This is a genomic window from Thioclava sp. GXIMD4216, from assembly GCF_037949285.1.
In the GTDB taxonomy this organism is placed as follows: Bacteria; Pseudomonadota; Alphaproteobacteria; order Rhodobacterales; family Rhodobacteraceae; genus Thioclava; species Thioclava litoralis.
In genome coordinates this window covers 19,082-45,041 of sequence record NZ_CP149930.1, presented here as the reverse complement: position 1 = coordinate 45,041, position 25,960 = coordinate 19,082, and the positions used below count along the sequence as shown (strand labels likewise).

Genomic DNA, 25,960 nt, shown 5'->3' with positions numbered 1-25,960 from the left:
GCCATGGGATGGGATGATCGCCGTTAGCTTTAAGAGTGGGTGACCCCTAGTAGGGACTCGCTTGCGCGAAAAGAGCTTTTCACGCGGGACGTCTAATTTTATCGACATAGACTATCCGGAGATGATGCGGGGTAAGCGCGATGCGATGGCGGAGCAGCGTGCGACATCAGTTTATACACGCTGCGCAACATGGTTGAACGCTGCTTTAACAAGGCAAAAAGCAACTGTCGCCTAGCAACCCGTTATGCCCCCGACGGCATTCTTCGTTTTCATCTTCATTGGCCGCTTCAGGACTTGGCTTCACCATTTATCAAAGTGAGTTAGAGACACTGTAAGGTAATCGTATATTTCTGGTAAATTGAGACGGTGCCAGTGCCATAGCTACGGAATCGCTGGCCGGGAATGCGCTGGAATTCGCGATAGGGGCGGTTGTCACAGGCTCGTTTTGCCTTTCGCGCGATTTGCTTTTCGAAGCCACCTTCGGTATCCCAAAGGCTCCATCCGAGATAGCGATCGGCGGTAATGCTGCGCAGCGCGATGGGCGTTGCGGATGGATAGGCCTGCGACGTAAGGGCAATTGGTGCGCTTGTCGGAGTAGCTACGGCGGGCGCATAGGTTCCAGCATAGCCTGGCGCAGCGTAGGTCTGAGGACTGTAAGGCAGAGCCAGCTGGTCTGAGCTTCCTACGTCCGTCGTGCAGGCACCAAGCAATATCAAGGCGCAAAATGCACTGAAAACAAATTTCATTTTAATTTCTCCGAAGTCGAACGAATGTTTATATTGTTCTTTTGTTTCTTACATTCCCCAAGCGGCCTGCCATCTAACGATAAAATCGGTCAATCGTGTTTTTTAAACAAGCGACTTTTGTTTTGAGCTACGTGTGAGGTAGCGCAAAACTTTGATCGACCCGCGAACCAGAACCTTCCTAGCGTGATAGCAACACGGTTGCCTACTTCCTCAACCACGACAACCGCGCCACCGAGGCCGCAAGCACCGTCTCTGCCGGTAAAGCCCAGCTTGCCGCCCAACTTGGTGTGAACCCCACCGAATATACTCTGGCCGAGCTGGTCACTGCTGACAGCGCTCTGCGCAACGACAGCGCGCAGAATGCAGCCTTCATCCTCTCGGGCGATGCCCGCAACGAGGTTGCACCGCTGCCGGTTCCCTATCTGGGCCAAGGTCGGGACTGATCCCGACCGTTCGAGGTCCACACGCTGCACGTCGGGAGATGTGCATCTCCAGTGAAGAAGGGCGATCCTAAGGGCCGCCCTTTTTGTCTTCCGTTCCATAATACCCGTTGAAGGCTCTAATGCTTTAAGCCTGTTCTACTGCATATCGCTGCTCCGGCGACAACCTGTATGGGAAACGGTGACCATCTCAGAGCTACATATTTAGTGAAGCAGGAGGGGCTAAGAGTTGATAGTGTATCGAACGTAGTCTCCCAGATCAGCGGCTAGCACGTTTAAGTACTGCTCTCTGGCTGCCATATATCGGTTATAATCTTGCCGATACTTGCCATAGAAGATCATCCACTCTTCCGTATTCGGAACTGGGGGGGATGTCACGTCGTAGTATTTGCGCAGCGTAGCGATCGTGTCGATATAATCTGCAATTGCCGTCGAGGTGTCTGGTAATGATCGACTGAGTGCCTCCATGGAACGAATATATGTCTGTGCCGCAGTTGCATATTCGCGCCCTGCAGTCGGCAACGGTTGACCATCAAACACCATGTCGATTTGCTGCAATTTCACTTCAAACTGTTCTTGGGCTGCAACGACCGCGCTCCATTGCTTATGCAGCATCTCTTCATGGCTAGACCGAAACTCCCAGAAGCCTGTAAGGAGTTGGACGATAATGGTTACGGCCGCGCCGACAATTATCCCAAGAACTTGGAAGCGTACGAAGCCCCACGCGGCCTTTTGACCGAGGGCGCTCCATTCCTTCCGAGTGCTCGGAACCTTGATCATCTTTCAACCTCGACAGTTACATTCGTCCGCGCGCCAGTGTTATCGTGCGCTTCGCGCAGAAGGTTACAGGTCCGCTGAAAATCTTCCTCTGCAGTTGACAGCAACGTTAGCATATTTTCAGTGAGTCGACTGACTTCCTGACTGCATACATCGGCTACTTCTGCCGATCCGCTGTTGCTTACCTCGACCACTGTATCTTGAGCGAATGCTGTTGCATCGAAACCCACTGACGCCAATATTGCTAGCGTTGAACCTATTACCAAAGGCACAACTGACCGGTCGAATACAGCCAAAAAGCCCGGAGAATTAATGTCGATCTTCACTTGAAGATCGTCATGTTCAAGCTGTTCGAACGCCGCTTGTACTAGGCCAAGGAGTTCTGCCTCCCTACCGTCTGTTTCAAGGCGATCTACGTTTTCCGCGACCATTGTGACGAGCGCGTTGAGAACGTTCCCATCAAAAGGCGTGAAGTCGCGTTTGGTTGTGAAAATCCGTGATACAAACTTATCGTCAAGAACGAAGTCGTCGTAGCCGAGTTCAAAAATGCGGCGCTTTACAACGGAGTTGCTGATTTCAGCAAGGCCTGTCGGAGCCTTTGCCAGCTCGATCACCGATCTAGGGAGGTCAGCCATCTTCACCATTTTGAAGTGGCCGAAGCGGCGACCGTCGAACTCGAACCCTGTGAAACGGCGCGTACCTGGAATTTTGACTACAGCGCTGCCGATGGGAAGCAACTCTGCAATGATCGCGTCCCCGAAGTAGGATGGATTAGGGATTACTAAAACATCGCCCGCATTCAATTCATGAAAATAGGAACGGACGATGCCGTCAATCTGAGCATGACCTGATCGTTTATTGGCGTCGTGGTAGTCATTGACGCTTTGCGAGGGCCTATCCCCTTGCGCCTCGCCGGACTTTCGTAGCCAGCTGCTGAACGCGCGTGCCCGCTTTATCTTTGCTTCGACATTTGGATCACCGTCGAGACCATTCCGTAAGTCAAGGTCAAGCATCGGCAGGTCGGGGCCAATTGCTCGATGTTCTAACACTTGCTGAAACATGTGCCCTTGCTTTCCAGCTCTTGCTAGAAAGACACGCGCATCATTCGGAATAATCTTTGTGTTCAAATCAACGCGGAAACGGGTCAAAAAACGTTCTCCGATAATGAGTTTCCAGCACGTTTAGAGATCAAATTGGTTCAATGCCATATCAAATGTTACGCATAGCGAACGGAAGCCCTGTATCATTTTGGAAAGACTTTTCGAAACGGCAGCACATGTTAACGCTTTGCGGCGTCCGGCGGCTCAGTCCGTATTGCTATCGTTTGTACCGGATGTGTGGCGCACCCGTTCCGCGCGACTCCCTTCCCGTCTCTCCTGCATTCCATAACATCCATTCCACTCCCCAGCGCAACGCAGGCGGGAAACGGGGGGCTACAGGAGCGCCAAGGCCCCGCGATCCAAAAGATAGGCCTCTGCCTTGTTGCAGGCGTCGATATCCGGCGCTTTCATGGTCATCATCCGCTCCTGAAGAAGCATGAACGTACCGCTTTTGTGAGGCTCCATTCTGGCCAGAGCAGAGTTTGCCCCACGGGACAGGTCTTGCGGTGTCCAGCCCATCCACCCAAATGACCGGCGATCGTGGAAGAGGTTTTTCTGTAACCCGACATACATGGTCGGTTGGGCGACGATCCAGTCGACTTTCCAGATATCCATGACCCCGAACATGATATCACGCATGACCGTCCAGTTCTGATACCAGAAGTCTGTGTTATCGTGCATGGGCATTTGGAGCGTGATACTGCCGAAATCTCGACCGTTGCAGTACACCACGCGTTCAATCTCGCCCTCATAGGTGCCATCCGTGCGCACGGATAATGATATGGGTGCGTCAGGGTCATCTACTGTTTTGCGTTGATGCGCTGTAATCATGGATTTGAGGAAATTCTCGGGCGCATCGAAAAGAAATGTCGTATTCGGAGCGGCGGACAAGCGGTCAAGTTCGGCAATATCTTCAGCACTTTGATCATCCTGAAGGCTCATTTTATCCATGAGCGCTTGCCCGCGTGCGCTGATCTCTGTGTCCATTACGCCGAACCGCCCGAACAACGGATGTAAGGAGCGTACATGATTTGCAAGCCGTATGATGCGGTCGAACTCTTCGCGGATTGCATCAATGTCGCTGGCGGCCCGAACACCGGGTGTAAAACCCGCAATTCTGTACATGGTTACTCCTGAATATAGCCACTATGTGGGTCTGCATGGTTCGGATTTGGTGTGTAGATAGGCACAATCGGCACTCCTGCAGACTGGAATTCTTTGGTGAGAATAATGACCAGAGATATTTGGGCGCAGTGCCATTGTAGCTGAATGGGCGGACGCGGGCGTGCAGCTCCGTCTTGCCGCCTAGCCTCGCCAACCAACTGTATTTTTGCGGCGGGATCACCTGCTGCTCGTTTGAAACGCCAATCTACGGACGTGATGGAAGCATCGCTGAAAAATCCGCCATCATCGGTCTGCACAACTAACATGAAAGCATAATTGTCTTTGGCCTCGACCAGCGTACAGATCGGTTGCCAGAAACCGTCGAAATAGACGCCATTATAGTTGTATTCTACTCCGCGCGGAAAACCGGTGATGAATTGCTGATACTGTCTTGCGCGGGCTGACATGTTCCAGTTTCGCGCAAGGGGGTGTCCTCGATTGGCCTCACATGCTTCGCATTTAGCAGGGTCTGCTGCACAAGTGGCTTCCATCTCTTTAGCGAGCGCGTCTGCCTTCGCTTGATCGTCTGCAAACTGGTTATCGATGTCGGTATAGTCTTCCGGTGAAAGTGTGCCCGCTGTAACGGCCGCGCGATAGGCCGCTTGTGCTGCCCTGCTCGCGGCCATCTGTGCGGCGCGGCGGACGACCGTGCGAATGACTTGCCGTGCAGCCAAGCGCGCGCCAATCGCGCCAGCAACCCAGATTCCTCCCCAGACGACAGCAGGCAGAACCATTAATCGCGCTCCTCTTTTGCCATGGCGGTGAAGCGACGCTTAATGACGGTGTCGTAATCTCTGAAGGTCTGATCCGGGTCAGGAGATTGACGAAACATAGTCTCTATAATTTCGTGTCTGTGAAAACCTGGAGCCAGTGCGACAGCCGTGATGATGAATTTTGCACGTATCTGTCCGTTACGTAGCCCAAAGTCGTTTGCACTCATCCATGCATCCTGAACCTCGCGTTCGACAGCCGCGCGTTTGAGGTGAGAGACATGATCTGGAAAGGTCTCGATGATCTTGTCTGACAAGGCACTCCGACGGCGCATTGTAAGCATTTGGCCGATTTGCCGAACGTGCTCTGTAGTCAGCTGTCCGGGTCGATCCCACGCCTCTTCCATGGCGGTAAACTTGTACACATCCGACCCGACCCGGCTGACCACCGAAATGTCTGGTGAGATGAGTGCTTGTATATGTGGGATGCCAGCTTTCAGTAGTTGCCCAAGTAACCCGGGCTCCCAATACCGCAGGAAAAGCGCAGACTTGCGTTCTGCAACGCGGGGTCTGTGGAATTTTCTTAAATGGCGTGTCAGCTCCAACAGGCTTTTTGTCGATAGAAAAAACAGCCCTGGGTCTATGGACCACATTCCAGATGGCATTTTGTCAGAGAGAAGATCCCGCAGTAGAGCGTCGTGACGCTCTATGCGCGCGATCCATGGCAGTGCGTTTGCAGTTTCTTCTTCTGATGATGGGATCAGGCAGCATGCTTCATGAGGGTGCGACTGCAGTCTCTCCGGTAAGTCTGGGAGCAAAGCGCCGTCCAACATGACAAAGACCTCGCGCCCGTCTTGGAACAGAAGGTCCAAAAGAGCACTCGTATCTCTTGGTGTGAGATCCATAATTTCGGGCTGAAGCTGCATTTGTTCACTTAGGCGTTGTTACCGTATGGCGGCCGCATCAGATTAATTTCGAAGAACTTAAATTGTTGGCTCAGTTTTAACCGAAAAGCCGCCTCCGGAAACCCTTCTTTTGTGTAGGGGCTGCTAGCGCTGCTTTTTCTTGTGCAGTTCTTAAAGTGGAAAGTAGCCCCGTTATGGTGACGGACAAGCTTCGCTCTTATGGAGCCGCTAAAGTGGAGATTGTGCTCGGCCTGGAGCATCGCCAGCATAAAGGTCTAAACAACAGGAGCGAAGCATCGCACCGACACACCCGACGGCGAGAAAAGATGATGGGGCGCTTCAAATCCCCAAGGCAAGCGTAACGATTCCTGTTCGCTCATGACCAGATTACCTGTCTGTCCCACCCAAAACGCCACCGCCTGTCCGCCAAAGCGTACCGCCACGCGAGAAACGATGCTTTTGACTTATGGGCTGGCTATGCAGCAGAATTGGCCGCCTAAGTGGCAATGTTCACGCCAAGCTGAGTCTGAGCGTCAACAACCTGACAAAGCCTCGGCAGGAACTTGGCATTTCCGAACGCCGCGCCTGTCGGACTGTGGGACCGCACCGGTCGACACAACGCAAAATCCCGCTTGGTCATCAGGACGAATTCTGGATTTCAGGCCAATTTCTCCACCAGAAGAAGGTCGACGTCGCGCTCGAGCGCATGGGTAAGGATAGGCATCAAGGTCATTCGCGGTTTGCCTCGTCTGACGTCAGTATGTGCGTCGTCCCCGAGTTCCGCATCAATTTAACACTATTACTAATAGTGTTAAATTCGTAGTCCTCCACCAAGGCCGGATCCGCGGGGCAGGAAGCTTTCTGGGCTTTCCGGCTTAACAGTATTCGGGCATTCTGTTTCACATGAGTGAAATGCGTCTCCATGACACCGCTGGGAACCGGCTTTATCTAAACGCCGAAGAGCGGGCGGCCTATCTCGCCGCCGCCCGGCGTCAGCCCGCCCGTGACCGCACGCTTTGCGAGATGCTGCACTGGACCGGCTGTCGGCCGTCCGAGCTCCTCGAGATCACCCCGGCCCGGGTCGATCTTTCCGGTGGCAGTATCGCGATCCGCTCATTGAAGAAGAGAAAGGACGCCCAAGGGCGGCAGAAGGTGATCTTCCGCTCCGTGCCCGTCCCGACGGAATTCCTCGACACGCTCAACACCGCGCATGGCATCCGCGAGGCGCAGCGCTCGCGGAAGAAGGCAGCGCAGCCGATCTGGAACCTCGGCCGGGTGCGGGTCTGGCAGATCGTGAAGCGCGTCATGATCGAGGCGGGCGTTCCCGATGCCCCGCATCGTAGTCCGAAGGGGCTCAGGCACGGCTTCGGCGTGCATGCGACCGTTCAGGGCGTGCCGCTGCACATGCTGCAGCGCTGGCTCGGCCATGCGCAGCTCTCGACGACATCAATCTACGCGGATGCCGTCGGCAAGGAAGAACAGAACATCGCCGCCAGGATGTGGCGGTAGGTGACGCATGCCATCGGCGCTGTGCCAGAATGCGAAAATCCTTTTTCCTGTGCTTTATATCGTACGACCGATTTGCACCGCCCGCACTGCTGCCCCAATGAAATCAAGAGGATTGCCGCATAACAGCCGATCAATACGCCTCTCCCCACCCCAGAATCTTGGATTTGTGAAAAAAACAAGTTCACAGAATTTGCGAAAAAACCAAATATATCAATTGGTTGCATAATTATGAGGGGTCATCTAAGGCGCGCTTCAAGCAAGGAGTGCAATATGACCAATACCCATACTACCAGCAGTTATCCGCCAGATTGGCTGCCAGGTTTCGTCACCTGGAGCAGATGCCTGAGTGAAAGCGTCGACAGCGAAGACGTTGCCCCGATCGAGGTCTGGGATGGCGACAGCGGCGGCACGCGGTCTTCTCGGACGGAACGCACCATCATAACCACGCACGCCGGCCGCCTCCTCATGCTCATCCGTATGGCCGCCAGCTTCGGACCCGGGGAAAAGTTGCAGGAGCGGCTTCTGCGTTCTGGAGGCGTGAGTATGTGGGCCGGCATCAAGCCGCGCGAACTGTCCCTCATCGACTATCTTCTGAAACACGGCGTGCTGCCTCCAGACGTGCAGGTTTACACGCGCAGCCCGCACCGTCCGAGTGGGCCGGTCCTCCAGCTCTGCAAGCCCGACACCCAGAACACCGGGGAAGTTTCCAAGGCGCAGCAGGCCGCCTTTGAAAATCGCATCAGCGAAGCGCTGCCCTTGTCGGCCCCCATTTTGATCTTACTACCCAACGGACTGGAGCTGTCTGAACCTCTCCAGCGCATCCTGCCATATGCGGAACGCCTCGCACCCATTAATCGCATCATCATGCTCGTCCTGATCTGCGAGCTCTACAACGTTTCCAGCGCAGAGGACCGCGAAGCTGTCCTGCGCCTGCTGCCGGATGACGCCGCTCTGGCCCAAATCGCCCCCCCATCCATTCTCATGGCCTTGCGAGCGCCGACGGCCGTCGCGGCGGCCCAAGCGCTGCAAAAGATGGTCCAGCCTGATCATTCCGTGCGTCAGGATGGCCTCACCCTTGAAGAAATCGGAGGGTCGTCTCATGCGCATCGCATGGCGGGAGACCTCGCTGTGGATATTCAGGCATGCAAAACGGGTGGGGCACGCTGGTCGGAGATCCCGCGGTCCTTGCTGTTTTATGGCGAGCCAGGAACTGGTAAGACCGTGTTGGCGCAAGCCATCGCACGGTCGGCGGATGTGGAAATTGTCATTGCCAGCGCTGGCGAATGGCAATCACGCGGTCATCTCGGTGATATGCTTGGGGCCATGCTCAAGACATTCTCGGACGCGGCATCGCGCCGTCCCTGCATTGTTTTTCTCGACGAGATCGATTCATTTGGTGCCCGGGATGCCAAGGACAGTGAGCGTAACAGCAATTATCGAAGGCAGGTGATCAACACGTTACTGAGGGAAATCGATAAGTTCCTTGCACTCGACGGCACCGTTTTGGTTGGGGCCTGCAATGCCGTAGACACGCTCGATCCTGCGATCGTCCGGCCTGGCCGCTTCGACCAGATCGTGGAGCTCACGAGGCCGCCGCTTGCGCAGATTGCCCACATGCTCCGGCAGGTGTTTCCCGGTGCCGCGGATGTGACGCCCCTAGCGCGGCTCTGTGCTGGGCAGACACCGGCCGAGATCGACGCGACGCTTCGCGCGGCGAGGGCCAAGGCGCGCCGCGACGGGGCCCCCTTCGACGCCGACTTGCTCGCGGTACAGCTGGGCGGCGGGCGACTGGACCAGCCGGCCCTCGAGCGCCGCATTGCCCTGCACGAGGCCGGGCACACCCTGGTCGCGGCGCGGCTGCTCGGCGCCGCCGCCGTCGAGCGCGTGGTGATCGGACAGGAAGACGGACGGACGATACGACAGTCTGCACTCCGGGAGGGAACGCTGGCAGAGTTCGAGCGTGAAATGATGATGCATATGAGCGGCCGTGCCGCGGAGCGCCTTGTCCTTGGAAATGTCAGTGCTGGCAGCGGTGGCGGTCCGGGAAGCGATCTCGAGCGCGCCACGCACCTGCAGATGTTCTTCGATCGACAAACGGGACTTGGAATTCATGGCCCCGCCTGGCTCGGAGAACCTGACACGACCCGGATACCCGAAAAGTATTGGGGTCGCGTGCGCGTCAAGCTTTGGGGCTTCGAACAGAGAGCGGGTGAGCTCCTGCAACCGCACCGGGATCTGCTCGAACGCCTTGCTGAGGAGCTGCTTGTCCGGCGCGAGATGAATGCCGCAGAGCTGCGGCCCTGGCTCAGCGAACTGACCCTCAAAGCCTGATCCCTGCCTTTCTCCTTTCAAGAAACTTCGGAATACCTCACGTGTCATACTCTTCTCAGGGCGCTTCCGGCGCCCTCTTTTCCCATCTCTACCGCATCCTGTCGAATTCTCACCTTCCGCATCTGCCCGAGGCACCAGGAATCTACGTGCTCCTGATGAATGGCAATCTCTACATCGGAAAGAGCTGGAACCTGCTGCGTCGGGTGCCAGAGAGCCAGAATGAACGCCGCATCTGGGGCGCCGTGTATTTTCTGCCAATGAGCAAAATGCACCATGCCTTCAGTCTAGAAGAGAGAAAAATTCTTCTGAACCAAGTGGAAGCGAGTTGCATATCCGTTGCTCACACGATGATCCTAGGTCATCAATTGCCCTTGCTACTCGGCAACAGACAGCATGCGAAAACCCTGCCCTTGTCTGCCTGGGCATCGCAGCACCTGGTCTGGCCGCCGAGCCAGCGGCACGACGTCTCACTTGGCATCAATGCCATGACAACTATCTTTAAAGATGTCGGCGTGGCTGCGCGTCATTGCAAACTCCCCAGTCGCAAGATGCTCGCGTCCGTCCGGGGCATGGAGTTTTCTGAAAAATGGAGTGCATATGAACATGTTATTGCAAACTTGTTTCAGCCAAATTTTGCTGTGCCAAGACCAGGATGTTTCGAGGTAAAGAAGTTCAAGGTGCCTTCTATTGCAGTCAATGACATACTTCACGGGAGCATAAATCAAGCCGCATAAGAGGACGGACGGAATTGTCCTTTGCTAGGATGCGAAGGATAACATCGGAAACAGTGCAGGCGCAGGATCTACAAATGGTCGTGCAAACAGTCTTGGCTACCGCGATCGCGGTCAAAAATATAGCCTTTGGGGCACGCCCTGAACACAACGGCTAGACCTATGAAAGTTGTTGCCATTGGATGAGGCCGCAGCTGGAAGACCAGCTGCGAGGCCGGCCTTCCAGCTCAAACATCTTTTGGTATGTTTTGTCCGAATTCTCACTATGCTCAAGGTGCTCTTGATTGGATTTGAGGCTCCGATGTGCTTACAATGTTTGACGAAGCAGTCTCAGGTAATCGAGTGCCGTTCGATGAAACCTTGCTCTTTCACCTGATCGAAGATTCGAAAGCCCGGGTGCGCCTTCGGCTGCCATGTCCGGCCGAACTCGATGGCGCAGGCCGTTGGCACAGCCGGGAATACGGATAGCTCGACATCCATCCCGTGTTGATCTTTGATAGCGTCAAAGGTTTTTCCGACGACTTTGCGAAACTCTGACAAGTCGTTCTGGCTGCGCAGCTCCGAAGTGCCGAGCCGATTACTGCGAACTTCCCAAATGGAAACGTCGTCGTCACCATATGCGGCTATCACGCGCTCGTTGACGATTTCTGCTGAAACTGACAACTTCAGTGCGACCTTTTTCGATCCCGTTCTTCCCCTGAACATTGAGAAACCGAGAGGCGGTCGATCGTTCGGCCAGGCCCAGCCAGGTTTCGGTTCGCGGTGTTTGCCGTATAGGGAGACAGCCGAGAGGTCAGATAGAAGCCGACCCAGCTCCATCAAGATGGGCATCGGCGCAAAGCCAAAGATCGCCAGATGCTGGAGTTCTCCCTCCTCAAATCTTCCTCGGATTTCGCGATCATATTTCGAACGCAGAATCTTGAGCGCTGTCGGATAGTAATCAGGGTCACTGTCCTTGGTCGCAATGTCACGCATCTGGATGTCGATCGGGCGGCGGTCTGCCAGATAGAACTCATTCCTCATGGCCTCAATGCAGTCAGCCAGCGGGACGCTGGTTTCATTCTCTCCGATGGAAGCCGCGAACCGCACTACATGGGCAGGTTTAATTAAAGGATTTAAGAACAAATGCGCGACCTTGTCTTCGTGCTGGTGCTTCATCTGCCGCAAGACGCTGACGCTATATCGATCCCTCTTCTTCGGGTCATCGATCTCACGGTGGTGTGGATCACACATCAGCATGATGTTGTCAGGGTCGTCCGAGAGTTCATGAGACAGAATTGGGTCGCCGCGCTCTCCACCAGGATCGGAAGCTATTATGTGGGCAAGATAGGCATTGTTCTTTCGTAGGTCGCCGGAAATCAAGTCTTCATCAAGGCGTTTAGAACAGCCCGGGTATTGACAGTGACCAGCGGCACGGCCCCAGACGAGCATGCGGGTTTTGGTCTTTGGGCTAGCTCCTCTGGTCATCTTGGCCTCCTTCGGCAAGTCGACGCATTTCACGTATGTTGATTGGGCCCGGTGCATTGGCTCCTCGCCAGATGCCGTCGACATGCCAGAACTCATAATGGTGAAGCCATTCTGATGCCCAAGGGATGATCGTGTCCGAAATCCACATGGTATTGTCCCATTGACCCTCATCAGGGTCGAACAGGCAAAGCGCGGAGTTCTCTGGGACCTCGCTGTCCAAGATCAGATGGGGGATGTCGATATAATCCTCGCCGTTCCGCGGCTTTAAAGCTGGTTCGAGCAAGAAGACATACGGTACCGCAGCGGTTTCCAGCCAACTCCATTGGGCAAGTATCCGATACTCTCGCTGAAAGCCCCTGATCTGCCCTATCCATTGGATCGAGGGCGTCGCATTTAGGGTCAGCGGGCGATACACGCGCATCTCTAGGGATGGCCATCTATGCTCCATCCGCTGAACCTGGGATTCCGCTGATCTGGGCTTGCTCCGCTTCATTTCTTCCGCAGCTCACCTACATGGAAATTGTGGGCGGGCGCCTTGGAGGTTGCTGCAGCGCGTGCAGCGCCAGATAAAAGGAGCGATGGTGCTGCTACAAAGCCCTTCCCCAATTCAAACGTGCTTTTCTGCGGAGTATTCGACAAGCTGTCCATGTATGTCCTGACGGCGTTGCCACTGATCCGTTCCCCAAACAATCCATCGAAGATCTTCTGAATCTGTGCCACATCAGACGTCCGCGCCCGTTGGAGTTCGGTCGAGAGGTATCTCAGGTCCCCGCGGAACATTTCCATCTGGTACGTATTCTGAGGCCAGCGATCGTTGAAGTTCTCTTGTAGAAGCGCTGGATTGCGCTCTTCCGGACGACGGCCAGTATCGAGAGCGTACTTCATCCGTCGATCGAGTTCAGATCCAAGGTCTTCAAGCTGGGCGCAAATCCCGAATGCGTTCGGGGGGATTTGTGCGGCAACTTTTGACAGATAGACCGAGATGGGGCGTTTCTCGTTCCTATTGGCATACCTGAGGTTCAGATAACGCTTCATCAACTTCAGCGCGAGTACCTGTGGTGAATCTTGAATTGGGTCGACCGTCTCTGGCAGGTCGTCAATATCGGCATCGGCGACGATGATGCCGGGCCGCAGCCGATCCTTGATCTCAAGCTGCTTGCGCAGGCTGTGGACTTGGGCCCGGAACATCTGGCTGGGAAGAGAAATTTGCCCTTTGAACCATTCTGCAAATCCATAAGGGTTTACCTTGTGGCGTTCGTCGTGCCCCTCATCAGGGCTGTGATAGATGTCACCGACCCGTTCTGCCCTCGGCTTCAGCGCAGGATCCATAGGCGTCACATCGAGGTGCATGAACGCGAAGCGAAGTTGAATACACCGCGTGCAGCGTTCGATCTTTTGCACGTCTGGAAACCCTTGAAAGGCCTCGAAGAGTGCATCCAACACCCGGCGCGGTGACCAGCCGAACGGCGTATTGAACTCGAGAATGGCGTCCAAGTCGAAACGATCCTCATCCGCACCATGAACGATCGTGGTTCCAATCGCTCTGGAGCCCTGTGCGTAGACCAAAGCATTATCGACATAGAGGCGCAAAGGACTTCCTTCACGCTCAATGTGTGATGGGATCAGCTTGTAGCGCTTCTCAGCCACCCTGTTGTCGCGGGGGCTTAGCTCCATCTGAAGAACGGTCGCAATCAGAAGGGCGTCAAGCCCAGGGGACGTGTGATCAAGGGGCATGGACAACTCCTCTATTACCCAGTTGCCGATTGCCCCCCTCAATCGGTTAGGGTAACTATATATGGTGTATTTGCATTTAAATCAATACCACATGAGCCTATCGTTCCCCTTTTGTATTTTGTCAAGGTGTTTGATAGACATACGCAAGGCCTCGCTGCACTTTTCGGGGTGAGGTCATGGTGCTTTTTGTCCAACTGAAATCGGGTTTTACCTCTGCGCCATAGTTCACGGATCTCCCGAGGCTTTATTCACTAAGCCGTAAAGCCGTACGTTTTGATCCTGCATGAATACGTTACTCATCGCGTTGTCGTGCTAAATTATTTGGGACGAGGCTGCGGCATTATTCGCCAAGCGCGAATTGTTCCTGAGGTGGACGACTGGTGTGATCCCCTTAGCGATCCGGAGCACAAGACTTAAGTTTAGAAGATCGCTTTATTGATATGAAGAGTTCTCCCTCGAGAATATCTGCTTGCCTCTGTGGCCCTTGTCCCATTGGGTCGTTATATGAGGTGCTGAGAGATCGGTTCGATTTATGCCAATCTTGGACGCTGCGCCCACAGCGACCAGCCCCAATACTGCGCCAACTGGATGCAACTGTGCCAGAGTTTCATTTCAAGCTCCATAATAACGGAGCATTCCATCATACGTCCGGCGCTCCCTTCACAGGGCATCAGCTCTCGGATGAACATGTCGAGGTTACACACCTTAAGCCGCACGTCGAGAGCTACGACCTAGGTGATGGGACGGTGGTCAAGGTTCTCATCAGCTACTCCTCACACTGCTGGACCTGCAAGGCAAACGAAGCGCAGGAAGAGTGGCGAGGTCTGACCATCTGGGACCATCAACGTGCCCGTTGTTACGATCCGATAAGACATCAGACATCATTTCAGCTCCCTCAACTCATGGGGCAGCTGATGCTGAACAAAATCTACGTAACCCCCACAGATCGAAACTATGGCTGCTACAACGCCACGCTGCGCGACCTGAACGGGCACTTCTATACCGCCTACTTCACTCTCAAGACGGGTGCCGGCAGGTTCGATGGAATTCGCCACAAGTTCCGGCTGTTCGTCGAAAGTGCTTACCCCAAGGAGCAACAAGAGGACGGCTCGAAGACCAGCTTGCCCGCGATCATCGGGAAGGCTCGTGAGAACAAGACGGTCAAGTATCGCAGGCCCTAGAAACACCTAAGGGGCCCATCAGGACCCCTTGGCTATCTCGACAACCTCTTCGGCTTGCGCCTATCTACCCTTGCGGTTGGACTGCCTCACGGCAGCGGGGGGAATCTCACAGTCGATCGCGAAACCCTATGGTCATGTTGATACCCGCAGTTCGTTATCCAGTCAATAACTTCACTGCGTCTCACCAAGACCGTACGATGATACTACGCGCAGTTAGTCCGAAGGTTCCATCATGCGCTGCATCTGGTGATCGCCCAGAGCTACACTACACTCAGGACAGTTGGGCGATGCCCTGAGGCATGTCTCGCGCCTCCACTCTTATCATGCGCAATTGCTTCGCCACGTCCCAGCAGTGCCGGGATGACCATACTGGGACGGTCTCGGCATGAACTATTCGCAGGGGCCAGTAAGCGCCTGAACCTGTTAAGGCTTCAGCGCTTCCGCGATCTTGCAAGGCAACGGTAACACCTACCGCCTGGACCGTCGGAAGAGGCGTAACAAAATTACCAAATAACAACAGTTACTTAGTTAAATGTAACGCCGTAACAGGCGTAACGCTCAAAACGTATAACTATACGCGTAAACATGTACCTAACACTCTCTCATACATATACTTATATTATTAATCGTTACACTGTTACTTATACCTAATAAGATAAGTTATATCAGTGACTTACGAGTGTATCATGATGCGTATCACCGCTGTAACAGCGTTACACCGTTGAAATACCTAGAAAATTTTAGGCGTTTTCAATCGAGCATAGCGCAGGTGCGCACTTGGTGAGGAGGCTCGCACGGAAATTGCCCTCATCAGCGCGTTTCTCTAGACAGCAGAACTGCGAAAAGCTAACCTATCGAAGACACGGTGCTTAGCTGCATCTAGGGTCCCGCCGGGAGAGCGGGAGTGCCTGAATGGTCAACTACTGAAGCATGAACAAGCGGATCGAGCCGGCCTTACGCCACCTCAAGGATCCGAGCTTTGGGTCGCAGTTCTGAGCGGCCCCGCGACATGCTGATTGGCTGAGCTCACCGTGCTTGTTTTCCAAACCGTACGGCTTCTCTGAGACCAGAAGTCCGCAGGTCGTGTTTTTCAACACTGACCCCGGACCTGTCATGCAGCATCATCAGCACTTCGTGGCCGATCGGCCCCTCTACACCTACGCCCATCGGCTCTCTCCTGTCACCCTCCGCTTTCCTGCCGTCATGACGACTGCCGAGCTGGCCGCCTGGGCCCAAGTCGGCAAGAATGCGGTTCCCCAACTCGCGGCGCGCTTCGGGATCCGCGAGCTTACCGGACATGCGAAAAACCATCGCTTCGCGATCCATGACGTTCTGCGAAAAATCATCGGCGTTACCGCGGCGAGCCAGGAAGACCTGGCGCTGCTGCTGATGCCCCTGCAGAAGGCCAGCTGGGTGTCGCAGATCACCGGGTTGAGCACCTCGGCCCTCAGCGCCGGTATCTGCGAAAACCGAAGCCCGCTTCCTGCCCCTGTCGAGCTGACCGCCACGGGTCCGGACCAGGCCCCCGCGCGGGGCCGACGTTGGCTGCCGGTGCAGGTTGAGGCCTATCTGCGCGGGGATCCCATTCCCTTTCTCGCGCCGGGATTGCCGCTCCAGCAGCACCGGGACACGCCCGCCCAAGAGCGTGCCGGTAACGTTTTCGCGGCGATTTGTGCCGATAGCGCCGGGAGCTCCCGTCAAGTCCAGCTGTAACAAGCAGTCCCCGTCTTGCGGGGTCTGCAAGATCACGACCTTTCGTTACCGCTCCCCCGCCAATGCCGTTTTCTCCCTGTAACGCCAGTTCCTGCCCCGAGGCGCCTACCATGATGCACCAGATCCCGACCCTGCTCACGCTGCAGACCGCCATCGCCCACATCGAGGCGCACGGCACGCCGGCGCAACGGCAGGACCCCCGCAAGGCCCGCATCGCCCTGGCGCTCCACGGCTTTGAGGGACCGGACTTCGACAGCTTCCCGGCCGACCTCGAACTCTTCGACAGGAAGGTGCCGAAGCTCTCCGGCAAGATGCCGGCGCTAAAGAGGCAGATCCATGCGGCGGGCATTTCCGAAAATACCTACCAACAGTCGTGGCGGGCGGCGCGGCGGCTCATCGCGGCCGTCACCGGTGCGACCACGGAGAAGGCCGAGCGCCGCAGTCGGGAAGACGCCTGGACGGCATTGCTCGCACGCGTCGACATACTGGTGCGCAACGGGCTTGTGCTGCCGATCCAGCGCGCCTCGCTGCCGGCCCTGATTGATGTCTGCCGCGAGCGCCAAATGGCGCCGCCCGACCTGACCCCGGACACCGTCGCCGAGCTGTTGGCAGGCCGCGATGCCCACAGCCGGAAGACCCTGCGCAAGAGCCTCAAGACGCTCGACAGCCTGCAAAAATTTTCCCGCTTGCGCGACCTGCTGCCACCGGGTCCGGTGACCCCTGCCCCGAAAAAAACAGGGCGCCTCGCGACGTTGCCGCTGCACCTGCAGTCCGCCATTCTGGCCTGGGTCGATCGCGCCGCCCGCACCCAGGTCGAGGACGAGCGCTACGAGCATCTCTCCGAGCCCCTGTCCGACAGCGCCCGCTACCGGTATCGCGCTGCGCTCTGCCTCTACGTCGAAACACTGCTCACATCCGGCATGAGCATCCCCAAGGGTCCCGACCTGGAAGAGCTCTTCACCCAAGACCGGATCGATTCCGTGCTAGGCAAGTGGACGAGTGAGCAGACCCACGCGGCGCGCACGAACTTCCAGTATGTGATCGACCTTGCCAGTCTGTTGGCACGAAACGGTGCCGCAGACGCCGCCGAGTACCTGCACGGGCTGACGCGGGTGATGACCCGGCTGCAGGAAGGCCGGGCCGCCGGCCGGCGGATGGGCCGGAAGACCCGCAGATTCTGCGAAGCGCTTCTGAACGACCCCAAAAAGAAGATCCTCTTCCAGATCCAGCATGTCGAATATTACAGACGTGCCCTCGAGACCCTCTCGACCGCAAAGACCAAGGGCTTTGACCTGACCTTCCTCGCGGATCCCGCGCATATGGGCATGCTTTCCGACAACGCACGCAGCGAGGCCAAGCACCTCCTGCGCCGGGCCCGCATGTTCGGCCTGCTCGCGGCTTACGCTGCCATCGCACTTGAGGGCGCTCCGTATCGACGTCAGAATACCCTTTCACTTCGTCATAGCGGACCGCGCAAGACGCTCCGGCTCCATTTGTCCGAAAGAGATCCGCATGCGGTCATCAAATTCCCGAACGAAGAATTGAAAAACGGCAAACGGTTGAGTGAGCGCAGCGAAGAGCTCGAGGCGATCACCATCCGGAAGCGGGGTGCAGGAGATCTGGGCCCCGAGATCCTCTCCTTCTACCTGGAGCAGATCCGCCCGCTGTTCCCGGAGGCGTCACGAACGCACTGCCTGTTCCCGCCTATCGAGCGTGCCCATACCACCGAAAGCGGTTTCCTCACCGCCACATTTGACGTTTGGCTGGCAGAAGGCTCTGCCGAGATCGGGCTGCCGCTGAGTTCCCACAACTTCCGTCATGGCTACTGTTCGATCGACATTAACGAGGGCCGGAGATCGATGGAGGATCTGGCGAGGATCATGGGCGACACCGTCGCAACGATCCAACGCTTCTACTCCTGGATCGACGCGAAGCGCTCGGTCCAGGCCGTGCAGCAGGACACTGCCCGGCGCCGCGCCGAAATTGTGAAAGCACGGGAAGGACGACTTACATGACACGCGACCGGATTTTCGCAAGCCCCGTATGGCAGCACTTTCTGCATATCGAAGGCTTGCACGATCTGCCCGTCCCTGCCCTTCTCGCCGCTGACCGACTATTCGAGGAGATCAAGGCAACCGCGACGATCGCGCCGGCCCCCTCGGATTATGCCGCCTGGGCCCAGCGTTCCGGCATGGAGCCATGCGCATGGCTCGAGACGCTGACCGTTGCCGCGGAGGTAATCCTGCCCTCCGAACTCGAAAATATTGCAGCGGCGCGGCGGCTTCTCCGCCCGACTTCCCCTGCAGACTGCTCGGCACCGTCGCGCCAAAAGGTGACGGGCTCCGTCTGGGACCCCTGCGCCCGTGTTCCATCTCCGCGAGCACGGCGCGTGTCAGTTCATCCCTGGGACCTCCCGGAGCCGTGGCAAGCTGCTCTGCGGCGTGCCGCGCAGGGGCTGCCGGGGGAAAAGGCCGCTGCGCCTGCCCGCCACATCCTTCTGCGGATGCGGGAAAAGCTCTGCCAACTGGCCTGGGCGGCCCGAGAATCTTGGTTGGAGATCGGCCTCACCGAGCCTGTCCTCCGGACATACCTAGAGGCTCTGGAGGCGCGCCTGCGCGCCCGGGAGCATGGCATCCGCTGGGCCACGCTCCGCGCCACCGTCGAAGAGCTACACCGGTTTGCGCGCTACGTCGGGGACATTTCCGACACCGACCTCAGCTACCTGCGCAAGCGCCTCGGCCGATACGAATTACTTGAAAAAGGCCAGGACGCGCTCAAGTTCGCCGCCCTCCTCGAGACCGGCAACACGACCCTCACGCTGTTGGACCGTGCCGATGCCCTGCTCACCCAGGCGGCCCGCGCGAAAGCTCCGGCAACCCGGCACCGGCTGCGCAACGCCGCCGCGATCCTCGGTCTCTACAGTATCGTCCCGCTGCGCAACGCCGATGCGGCTCTCATCCTTGGCGAGACCCTGATCTGGCAAGGCGGGGCATGGATCATCAACACACAGATCCGCAAGACGCGGCACCGGTCGCCCGACCCCCTCGTGGTACCGCTGGAGCCGACGTTCGGCCGTTACGTTGATGCCGTGGTGCAAGGCGATTTCGACTTCAGGTACCTGCCCGCGCTGCGCAAGCAGGTTTGCGCCTCAGGTCGCCCACTGATCATGCACGCTGACGGCTCTCAGCCGAGCCCAACATACATTCCGCGTGTGTTCAAGGAACAGACCGGAAATTCCTTCACCACGACCCGCACGATGCTGCACAGCGATCAGGCAATCAGCCGCGGCGAACAAGGCACGCGTGATGCGATGGTCATCGCACATCAGACATCGCCGCAAACGGTCAAGAAATATCAGGCGCGGCGTGTACGGCAGGTGGCCGTGGAGCGCGTCCAAGAGGCAACAGCAACGCGGCGTGAGACGCTAATGCCGACAGAGCTTCTCATTGCCATTTCAAACCTAAATACCAACAACAGGACAGCTTCATGAAGCTTTGCGATATCCATGCGGCCCTCGAGGCGGAACAACTTCTTTCCGGAGATCAGGCCTTCGCGACGCTCGTCGCGATCGAACAGCTGGCCGCCTTCGAAGGGATCCCGGTTAAGATGCTCGATTACTCGGCTCCGCAGTTTGCACAGTCCTATCCCCTGCACAATAAACCTAAGATTGCAATGGGCCAGCCACAGTATCAAGCGTGGCGCAAGGCCATCCTTGATGCACAATTGCTTTCTGACCCGGGCGACGTGGATGGGGATCCATGGGTCTCCCTTGGCCGCGCAGAAATTCTGGGATCCAAGAAAAGAAGCACAACGCTTTATGATTTTCGAAATCATCTGCCAGCAGGGACATTACCGTGCGAGGTGTCCGGGGCATTGGTCCGCGAATGTTTTGGCGCCCTTACCATGTTAGAAAAACAGAGGTTCCGCGCAGGGTTCGCTTCATTCTTAAGACTATTCGACAATGATCTGGCACTGCGAACTGGCCTGCTTCCGATTGAAAAGCCCGCCAGATTACCGAAGTCACACAATCACTTCAGTCTCGTGACAATGGCTCCCGACTTGCGCGAGTGGCGGGCTACGCTTACCGCTCGGAAAAGCGTAAATGCGCTAGATTACCTTAACCGGCTGTGCCTAGCGGCAGGACGACTTAACGGAGAGACCGATACTTTGGAGGACCTCCGAAATAACCTTCCAAACCTGCCAAATCCTGAAAGTCTAGACCTGCCTTCCATCACCAAAGGTGTTCTTCGGATATACGTGATGCAACTACTGCGAGACCTTGGCGGACCCAATCCACACCTGAACGCTGTCGAACAGGCTTGGGCCGACCTCCGAACAGCCGCCCGCGCCGCCGGCTGCAAGACTAGCGAAATTTGGGCTATCGGGAAACCTGCGGCAGCCAAGGGGATCGCGCCATCACGGATCACAGCCGAGGACGTGACCGACATCATGCGGTCCTACAAACAGAATTCGATGCCTGCCGTGTGCCGTAAAGGCTGCACGCAGTTCGATGCATTGCGGGGCATCCTTCCGGAAACAGCACTGCCCCCACAGCCCTTGGGAATTCGCTATATTCCACGCCGCAAAGCCGCGCTTGCTCCTGAAGAGCCACAGACCTGTAAGGCTGCTACCCAGGCACACCATGGCTGGAAAGATCTCTACGCGGCGTTTCGCGCCCGAGGATGGAGTGCCTCAAAGGTAGGCGCCACCCTCGCACCACTCAAGGCTCGTTGTCTGGCAGCAGGACATGCACCCGAAGATCTGACTCAGGAGGTTTTCAGAGCCCTAGAAGCGGACACAGCCACTGCCGAGCAAGCCCGTTTTAGAAATGCCGTGCGCCATCTGCGCGCCTTGGGTCAAGACGATCCACGCTATGCCATGTTCCACCACTCTTTGCCGGATGTTCGGACGGGCCGGACACACGGCGGCGTTCCTGAAAGCTGCGCCGCCGACCTTGATGAACTCCTCGACTGCATGAACGCGGCACCACCTACACGGCGCAATACCCGCGTCACGGTCGGGGTTGTCGCTGATGCGCTTGGCCGCCCGGATATTACTCTCACAGATCTACTGCGCACGGACTTGTCGAACCTCGATCTGGGCAAGCATGAACCTCGAAAAAAAATCCATGCTGGCAAACTGCAGAGCCTATGCGGGTTCCTTGACCTTCCATGGACACCTGCGTGGCGGGAGCTCCAAACAGTGGTCGTGGCAAGTGGTCTCGGTGCAAAGGACAATCCCGTCCCTAAAATCCTGGCGTGGCATCCAGGAACGGCTCCTGAGGGGGTGTCCCTAGCCTGGGCCCAGGATCTGCACAGCAAGCTCCGATCGACGCTTCACAATCCTCCCTATGGCCGCGCTGATCTTGCCCAGTCCCTTGCCCGGAACCTCGCGGCCTTCGACAGGCTCCATGACCTGCCGCAGGTGGTGGCCTCTGGGCTGCTTCCGCCGAAAATCGGAAAAATTCGATAGATAGTTCCGTCAGCCCTTGCCGCAATCTGGCGTAGCCGCTCTTGTTGATCCCATGAAGGAGGTCATTAACGGTGACCGGTTCCAGGGGCGAGGGCTTCTTTCTCAGCTGAGAATTGATGGCGCTTCGACACCGCCATGATATGCTGCCCGTCTCCGGCCGTAGAGATGAAGGAAACAGGCGAACTGTTCCGAGACTATAGGCCGGAGAGAAGGAGCGACGAATGCTCAGCCGACCGCTTCCGTTTCCGCCCCGGCTGAGGAAGAGGGGGCCTCAAAGATATATCGACTGAGCAGATCGGTGTCCGGGGCACGCGTGTGCGTCGCTTCTAGGCCAGAAACCGTGAAGTTCTCTTGCACGTCGGATTCCGGCACAAGGAGGTAATGCCAAGGTTTCTCGCCGTTCTTTGCACCGGCTTGCGTCGCAACATGGCACCACAGGCTTGCCGCATCTGCCTTACGCAGAACCTCGGCGGCGGTCATTTCCGATTGGCGCTTCACCTCGATGATCAGCTTGCCCGTATCGGTTTCTACAACGAAATCGGGCTGATACGGCGCACCGTGATTATCGAAAATTTTGAACTGGTTGGGACCAGGTTTCATCCAAAGGCGGACCGAACTGTCTTTTTCAAGGATGATCGCCAGCTTGCGTTCTGGATCGGAGTCGAACTTCGCATACTGATAGCAGCCCTTCACGAATCCAGTGAAGATATACTTCCGGATCTCCTGCTTCTGATCTGGCGGTGTTTTAAAGTCCCGGATGAATCTCGTACCGGCGGTATCGAAGGTCTGCGGGCGCAGCTCGCCGAATGCAGATGTCAGCGAGACACGGTAGTTCGTGTGCTCACGCCACATATTCTGCTTCATCTGCGAGAAAATGCTTTCGGCCATCGCCTTCGCATGACCCCGGACGACACTGCGAGTTTGCTCATCGTCGTCCGCGAAGCGGTTGCGGGTTTGGATGACTGCCTGCCCAGCCAGATCATACAAAATGGCAGCATGGGCGTCATAGTCGATCTCAGGGTAGTCGATAAGCCGCGCGACGATGTAATCCTCCAGCCGGTTTGCGGTGTCACCCTTATCCTCGCTGGAAATCCGCGATGTCTTCTCTGTACGCAGAGCCTGGATCATGAGCTCATTGGACAACGGCTGGAAGTTCCAGCTCTTCATGTCCAGATCGAAGCGCTTGAAGCCGAAGGAAACCTGCTGCTGCGGAGTGATCGTGAGAGCAGGGATCGCGAGGGTCCGCTCTACGAAGTTCTTGCACAGCTCCTGAGCGACCGCGACGGCCTTTTCCTTCGTGATACTGGGAAGGAAACCTTCTTCGGGTTTCTGTGCTACAATGGCTGCTTCCGCGATGCGTTCGATCACCCTTGGATCGTTGAGAACGCGGATCGAGGACACTTCCTTGCTGAGCTGGGGGATCACAACACTGAGCACCGTGCGGGCGACCTTCAGGTCGCCTTCCGGCAGGGTGTCCGCGCCAAGGCCCTCGGTCGTCGCCGGGACATAGAGCATCCGGGAAGCGGTTTCCGGGTCGATGGCCGTGCCGCTGTCGCTGAAGGCTGCGAAGACCAGCTCGTCATAGACCTTGGCCGGGGTTTTCAGCCGGACCCGCGCCACGCGCATCCAGCCCGACTGCCCCCTAAGCAGGGCCACGTCGCCCATGTTGCCCTGATAGGCGCTATAATCGAGGTGCAGCATTGCAGGGGCCAGATCGCGCGACTTGGCCTTCTGGACCAGCTGATCGGCCAGCCCCTCGTCGCCAAGGCGGAAGAAGCGCCAGCCGCGCTCGTCGGCCTCGGGCCATTCGCTGGACCAGGTTTCGCCCCCGTAATCGAAGCGCTGCGCATGGTCGTCGTGGAAGCGGGCCTTCGGCAGCTCGGCCCGCGCGACACCAAGCAGCGCGCGCTTGAAGTCGCCGATGGCGGAATGCACGGCGTCTTTCCGGCCGAGAAGCCGCTCGATCACCTTGTCGTCCATCTCGGCCAGCAGCTGGTCGCGGGCGTTCTTCTTCGCCTCGTCGATCTCGACGCTGAACTCTTCCTGTAGACGGTCGAAAGCGGCGTCGATCTGGTCCGTGGTACGGCAGGACTGGACGATGTCGAGGATGCGCCGCTCGATGTCGACGCCGGACTCAATGACGCCCAGAACCTCGTCGGACGAGCCGAACACGCCCTCGAAGAGCTTGAACTTCTGTTCCAGAAGCTGGTGGATGCGCGCTTCTGCGTGGTTCTTCCGGTTCAGGAAGTTGATGACGGTCACGTCGATCTTCTGGCCGTAGCGATGGCACCGGCCAATGCGCTGTTCGACCCGCTGCGGGTTCCAGGGCAGGTCGTAGTTGATCAGCAGGGAGCAGAACTGAAGGTTGATGCCCTCGGCCCCGGACTCGGTCGCGATCAGGATGGTGCGGTCGTTGCGGAAGGCATCGACGATGGCGGCCTTCATGTCGGCGGTCTTGGAGCCCGAAACCACATTGGTGCCGCCGTGCTTGTCCAGCCAGGCCTTGTAGAGGGCCTTGCTGTCTGCGTCCGAGTTGGAGCCATTGAGGACGACGGTCTGTCCCTCGAAACCGCTTTGTTCGAGCAGATCGCGCAGATAGGTCTGGGTCCGCACGGATTCCGTGAAGATCACGGCCTTGCGCTGGCCGCCCTTGGAGACGATCTCGTCGAGCACGTTCGGCAGGCAGTCCAGAAGCGCCTTGCCTTTTGCGTTGTCCGAGATGGATGCGGCCAGATCGCGGTACTGGGTGAGCCGCTTGATTTCCGCTTCGAGCTGAGCGGGATCGACGCGCTCTGCATCTTCGGTGTCGTCCTCGATCGCGTCGGCTTCCGAACCGGAATCCGCTTCGCGCCAGTCTTCGGCTTCGTCGCTGAAGCCATCAAGGTCATCGAGCGTGTCCGCCCCGACGACGCGCTTCGCCTCAAGCCTGCGGATCATCTTGTCGAGGGTCTGCATTACGGCGAAGGAGGAAGATCCAAGGATCTTGCGCAGCATGAGCGTCACCAGATGACGCCCGTTCTGCCCCAAGGCGATGGTGCTGGGGTCTTGGAGATACTCGGAAACCTTTTCGTAGAGGTCGGTTTCCAGTCGACCAGGCGTGAAGTCGAACGTCTTGGGGAGACGGTTAGTGTAGTTGATCAGGCCAGCGCGTTGGACTTGGCGGCGCAGGGTTCTCTTGCAGATAGGCTCAAGGCGTTTCGCGAGCAGGGCCTGAGAGGTAAGACCTTCTCGTCCGCCAAACTCGCTGCGGAAGGCTTGCTCCGAGCCGAAGTAGGTTTCGTCGATGATGCTGATGAGGCCGTACAGCTCCATCAGGTTGTTCTGCAGAGGGGTCGCAGTCAGAAGGAGCTTCTGACGCCCCGCGAGCGCCTTGCGCAGAACCGAAGCCCGAGAGTTTTCGGCGGCCTTGTAGACGTTACGCAGCTTATGAGCTTCGTCGAAAACCACGAGGCTCCAGGGCGTACGTCGCAGAATGTCTGCAATTCGTGCGGCGTACTCGTAGGAGACGATGATGATGCCTTCTCCGCGCCCTACAGGGTTCGGAGTGCCTTCTTTCTCAAGGTCTTTGACGCGTTTGGCATCAAGAATGAACGATGGCAGCGAGAATTTTTCACGCAGCTCGGTCGCCCACTGCTTGCGCAGAGAAGCAGGGACGATGAGGAGAATGTTTCTCTCACGTTCCCACCAGCGCTGGCTAATGACCAGTGCAGCTTCGATTGTCTTTCCCAAGCCGACTTCATCAGCCAGAAGAACGCCCTTCGACAATGGAGAGCGTAGGGCAAATGTCGCAGCATCCACTTGGTGAGGGTTGAGGTCCACCTTGGCTGCTGAGAGGGACTGCGTCAGAGCGTCTTCTTCCTGAATGCCTTCGGATGTCAGGTGGTGCGCAAAGAACTTTGATTGATATTCAGAAAACTGGAAGAGCAATAGGTCAGGCTCCAAGGCATATTAGTTAAGGGAAGGTTCTTCTAAATGCTGTC

The 25,960-nt window shown here is 57.0% G+C and carries 18 protein-coding genes and 2 pseudogenes; 11 read left to right on the top strand and 9 right to left on the bottom strand.

Going from position 1 to position 25,960, the window contains the following annotated elements; translation table 11 throughout:
- Positions 1-162: 162 nt before the first annotated feature.
- Positions 163-246: pseudogene (locus WDB88_RS18085) on the top strand (IS5/IS1182 family transposase); the annotation flags it as partial.
- Positions 247-320: 74 nt separating this feature from the next.
- Here the strand turns inward: WDB88_RS18085 and WDB88_RS18080 are convergent.
- Positions 321-746, bottom strand: coding sequence for a hypothetical protein (locus WDB88_RS18080; protein WP_339110150.1), 426 nt, complete (start codon positions 744-746; stop codon positions 321-323).
- Between the two features lie 287 nt (positions 747-1,033).
- Between WDB88_RS18080 and WDB88_RS18075 the strand changes: the two genes are divergently transcribed.
- Entirely contained in the window at positions 1,034-1,189 is a 156-nt protein-coding gene (locus WDB88_RS18075) for a hypothetical protein (RefSeq protein WP_339110149.1), read from the top strand.
- A gap of 219 nt (positions 1,190-1,408) precedes the next feature.
- Here WDB88_RS18075 and WDB88_RS18070 read toward each other — a convergent pair whose 3' ends face one another.
- The 5 genes from WDB88_RS18070 to WDB88_RS18050 form a co-directional block, all read right to left on the bottom strand.
- On the bottom strand, positions 1,409-1,966 hold the full coding sequence (locus tag WDB88_RS18070) for a hypothetical protein (RefSeq protein ID WP_339110148.1): 558 nt from the start codon (positions 1,964-1,966) through the stop codon (positions 1,409-1,411).
- The gene (locus tag WDB88_RS18065) at positions 1,963-3,111 is read right to left on the bottom strand and encodes a hypothetical protein (RefSeq protein WP_339110147.1); all 1,149 of its coding nucleotides are present in this window, start codon (positions 3,109-3,111) and stop codon (positions 1,963-1,965) included. The genes WDB88_RS18070 and WDB88_RS18065 overlap by 4 nt, the downstream gene beginning before the upstream one ends.
- A gap of 285 nt (positions 3,112-3,396) precedes the next feature.
- On the bottom strand, positions 3,397-4,188 hold the full coding sequence (locus WDB88_RS18060; protein WP_066012958.1) for an Imm52 family immunity protein: 792 nt from the start codon (positions 4,186-4,188) through the stop codon (positions 3,397-3,399).
- Positions 4,189-4,190: 2 nt separating this feature from the next.
- Positions 4,191-4,961 carry a Tox-REase-5 domain-containing protein gene (locus WDB88_RS18055; protein WP_339110146.1) on the bottom strand — a complete coding sequence of 257 codons (771 nt, stop codon included), beginning with the start codon at positions 4,959-4,961 and terminating at the stop codon, positions 4,191-4,193.
- On the bottom strand, positions 4,961-5,863 hold the full coding sequence (locus WDB88_RS18050) for a DUF4123 domain-containing protein (protein ID WP_339110145.1): 903 nt from the start codon (positions 5,861-5,863) through the stop codon (positions 4,961-4,963). The genes WDB88_RS18055 and WDB88_RS18050 overlap by 1 nt, the downstream gene beginning before the upstream one ends.
- A gap of 146 nt (positions 5,864-6,009) precedes the next feature.
- On the opposite strand from WDB88_RS18050, the pseudogene WDB88_RS18045 reads away from it, so the two are divergent.
- The 4 genes and pseudogenes from WDB88_RS18045 to WDB88_RS18030 all read left to right on the top strand — a co-directional run.
- Positions 6,010-6,342: pseudogene (locus WDB88_RS18045) on the top strand (DDE-type integrase/transposase/recombinase); the annotation flags it as partial.
- A gap of 403 nt (positions 6,343-6,745) precedes the next feature.
- Positions 6,746-7,351, top strand: a complete 606-nt coding sequence (locus tag WDB88_RS18040) for a site-specific integrase (RefSeq protein WP_339110144.1) — start codon at positions 6,746-6,748, stop codon at positions 7,349-7,351.
- 270 nt (positions 7,352-7,621) lie between these two features.
- Positions 7,622-9,682 carry an AAA family ATPase gene (locus tag WDB88_RS18035; RefSeq protein WP_339110143.1) on the top strand — a complete coding sequence of 687 codons (2,061 nt, stop codon included), beginning with the start codon at positions 7,622-7,624 and terminating at the stop codon, positions 9,680-9,682.
- Between the two features lie 146 nt (positions 9,683-9,828).
- Positions 9,829-10,416: a hypothetical protein gene (locus WDB88_RS18030; protein ID WP_339110142.1), complete on the top strand. Its 588-nt coding sequence runs from the start codon at positions 9,829-9,831 to the stop codon at positions 10,414-10,416.
- 327 nt (positions 10,417-10,743) lie between these two features.
- Here the strand turns inward: WDB88_RS18030 and WDB88_RS18025 are convergent, their stop codons facing one another.
- Both WDB88_RS18025 and WDB88_RS18020 read right to left on the bottom strand, forming a co-directional pair.
- The gene (locus WDB88_RS18025) at positions 10,744-11,880 is read right to left on the bottom strand and encodes an SAVED domain-containing protein (RefSeq protein ID WP_339110141.1); all 1,137 of its coding nucleotides are present in this window, start codon (positions 11,878-11,880) and stop codon (positions 10,744-10,746) included.
- Positions 11,881-12,369: 489 nt separating this feature from the next.
- Positions 12,370-13,614, bottom strand: a complete 1,245-nt coding sequence (locus WDB88_RS18020) for a nucleotidyltransferase (protein ID WP_339110140.1) — start codon at positions 13,612-13,614, stop codon at positions 12,370-12,372.
- 914 nt (positions 13,615-14,528) lie between these two features.
- Here WDB88_RS18020 and WDB88_RS18015 point away from each other — a divergent pair.
- The 5 genes from WDB88_RS18015 to WDB88_RS17995 all read left to right on the top strand — a co-directional run bounded on the left by WDB88_RS18015 (position 14,529) and on the right by WDB88_RS17995 (position 21,980).
- Complete coding sequence (locus WDB88_RS18015; RefSeq protein WP_339110139.1) at positions 14,529-14,795, top strand: hypothetical protein; 267 nt, start codon at positions 14,529-14,531, stop codon at positions 14,793-14,795.
- A gap of 1,113 nt (positions 14,796-15,908) precedes the next feature.
- Positions 15,909-16,508, top strand: coding sequence for a hypothetical protein (locus tag WDB88_RS18010; protein WP_339110138.1), 600 nt, complete (start codon positions 15,909-15,911; stop codon positions 16,506-16,508).
- Between the two features lie 110 nt (positions 16,509-16,618).
- The gene (locus WDB88_RS18005; RefSeq protein ID WP_339110137.1) at positions 16,619-18,523 is read left to right on the top strand and encodes a hypothetical protein; all 1,905 of its coding nucleotides are present in this window, start codon (positions 16,619-16,621) and stop codon (positions 18,521-18,523) included.
- Complete coding sequence (locus WDB88_RS18000; protein WP_339110136.1) at positions 18,520-19,998, top strand: hypothetical protein; 1,479 nt, start codon at positions 18,520-18,522, stop codon at positions 19,996-19,998. Before WDB88_RS18005 ends, WDB88_RS18000 begins: the two co-directional genes overlap by 4 nt.
- A complete protein-coding gene (locus WDB88_RS17995; protein ID WP_339110135.1) occupies positions 19,995-21,980 on the top strand; it encodes a hypothetical protein in 1,986 nt (661 codons plus the stop codon). Before WDB88_RS18000 ends, WDB88_RS17995 begins: the two co-directional genes overlap by 4 nt.
- Before the next feature lie 225 nt (positions 21,981-22,205).
- Here the strand turns inward: WDB88_RS17995 and WDB88_RS17990 are convergent, their stop codons facing one another.
- Positions 22,206-25,907, bottom strand: coding sequence for an SNF2-related protein (locus WDB88_RS17990; protein WP_339110161.1), 3,702 nt, complete (start codon positions 25,905-25,907; stop codon positions 22,206-22,208).
- Between the last annotated feature and the right edge of the window lie 53 nt (positions 25,908-25,960).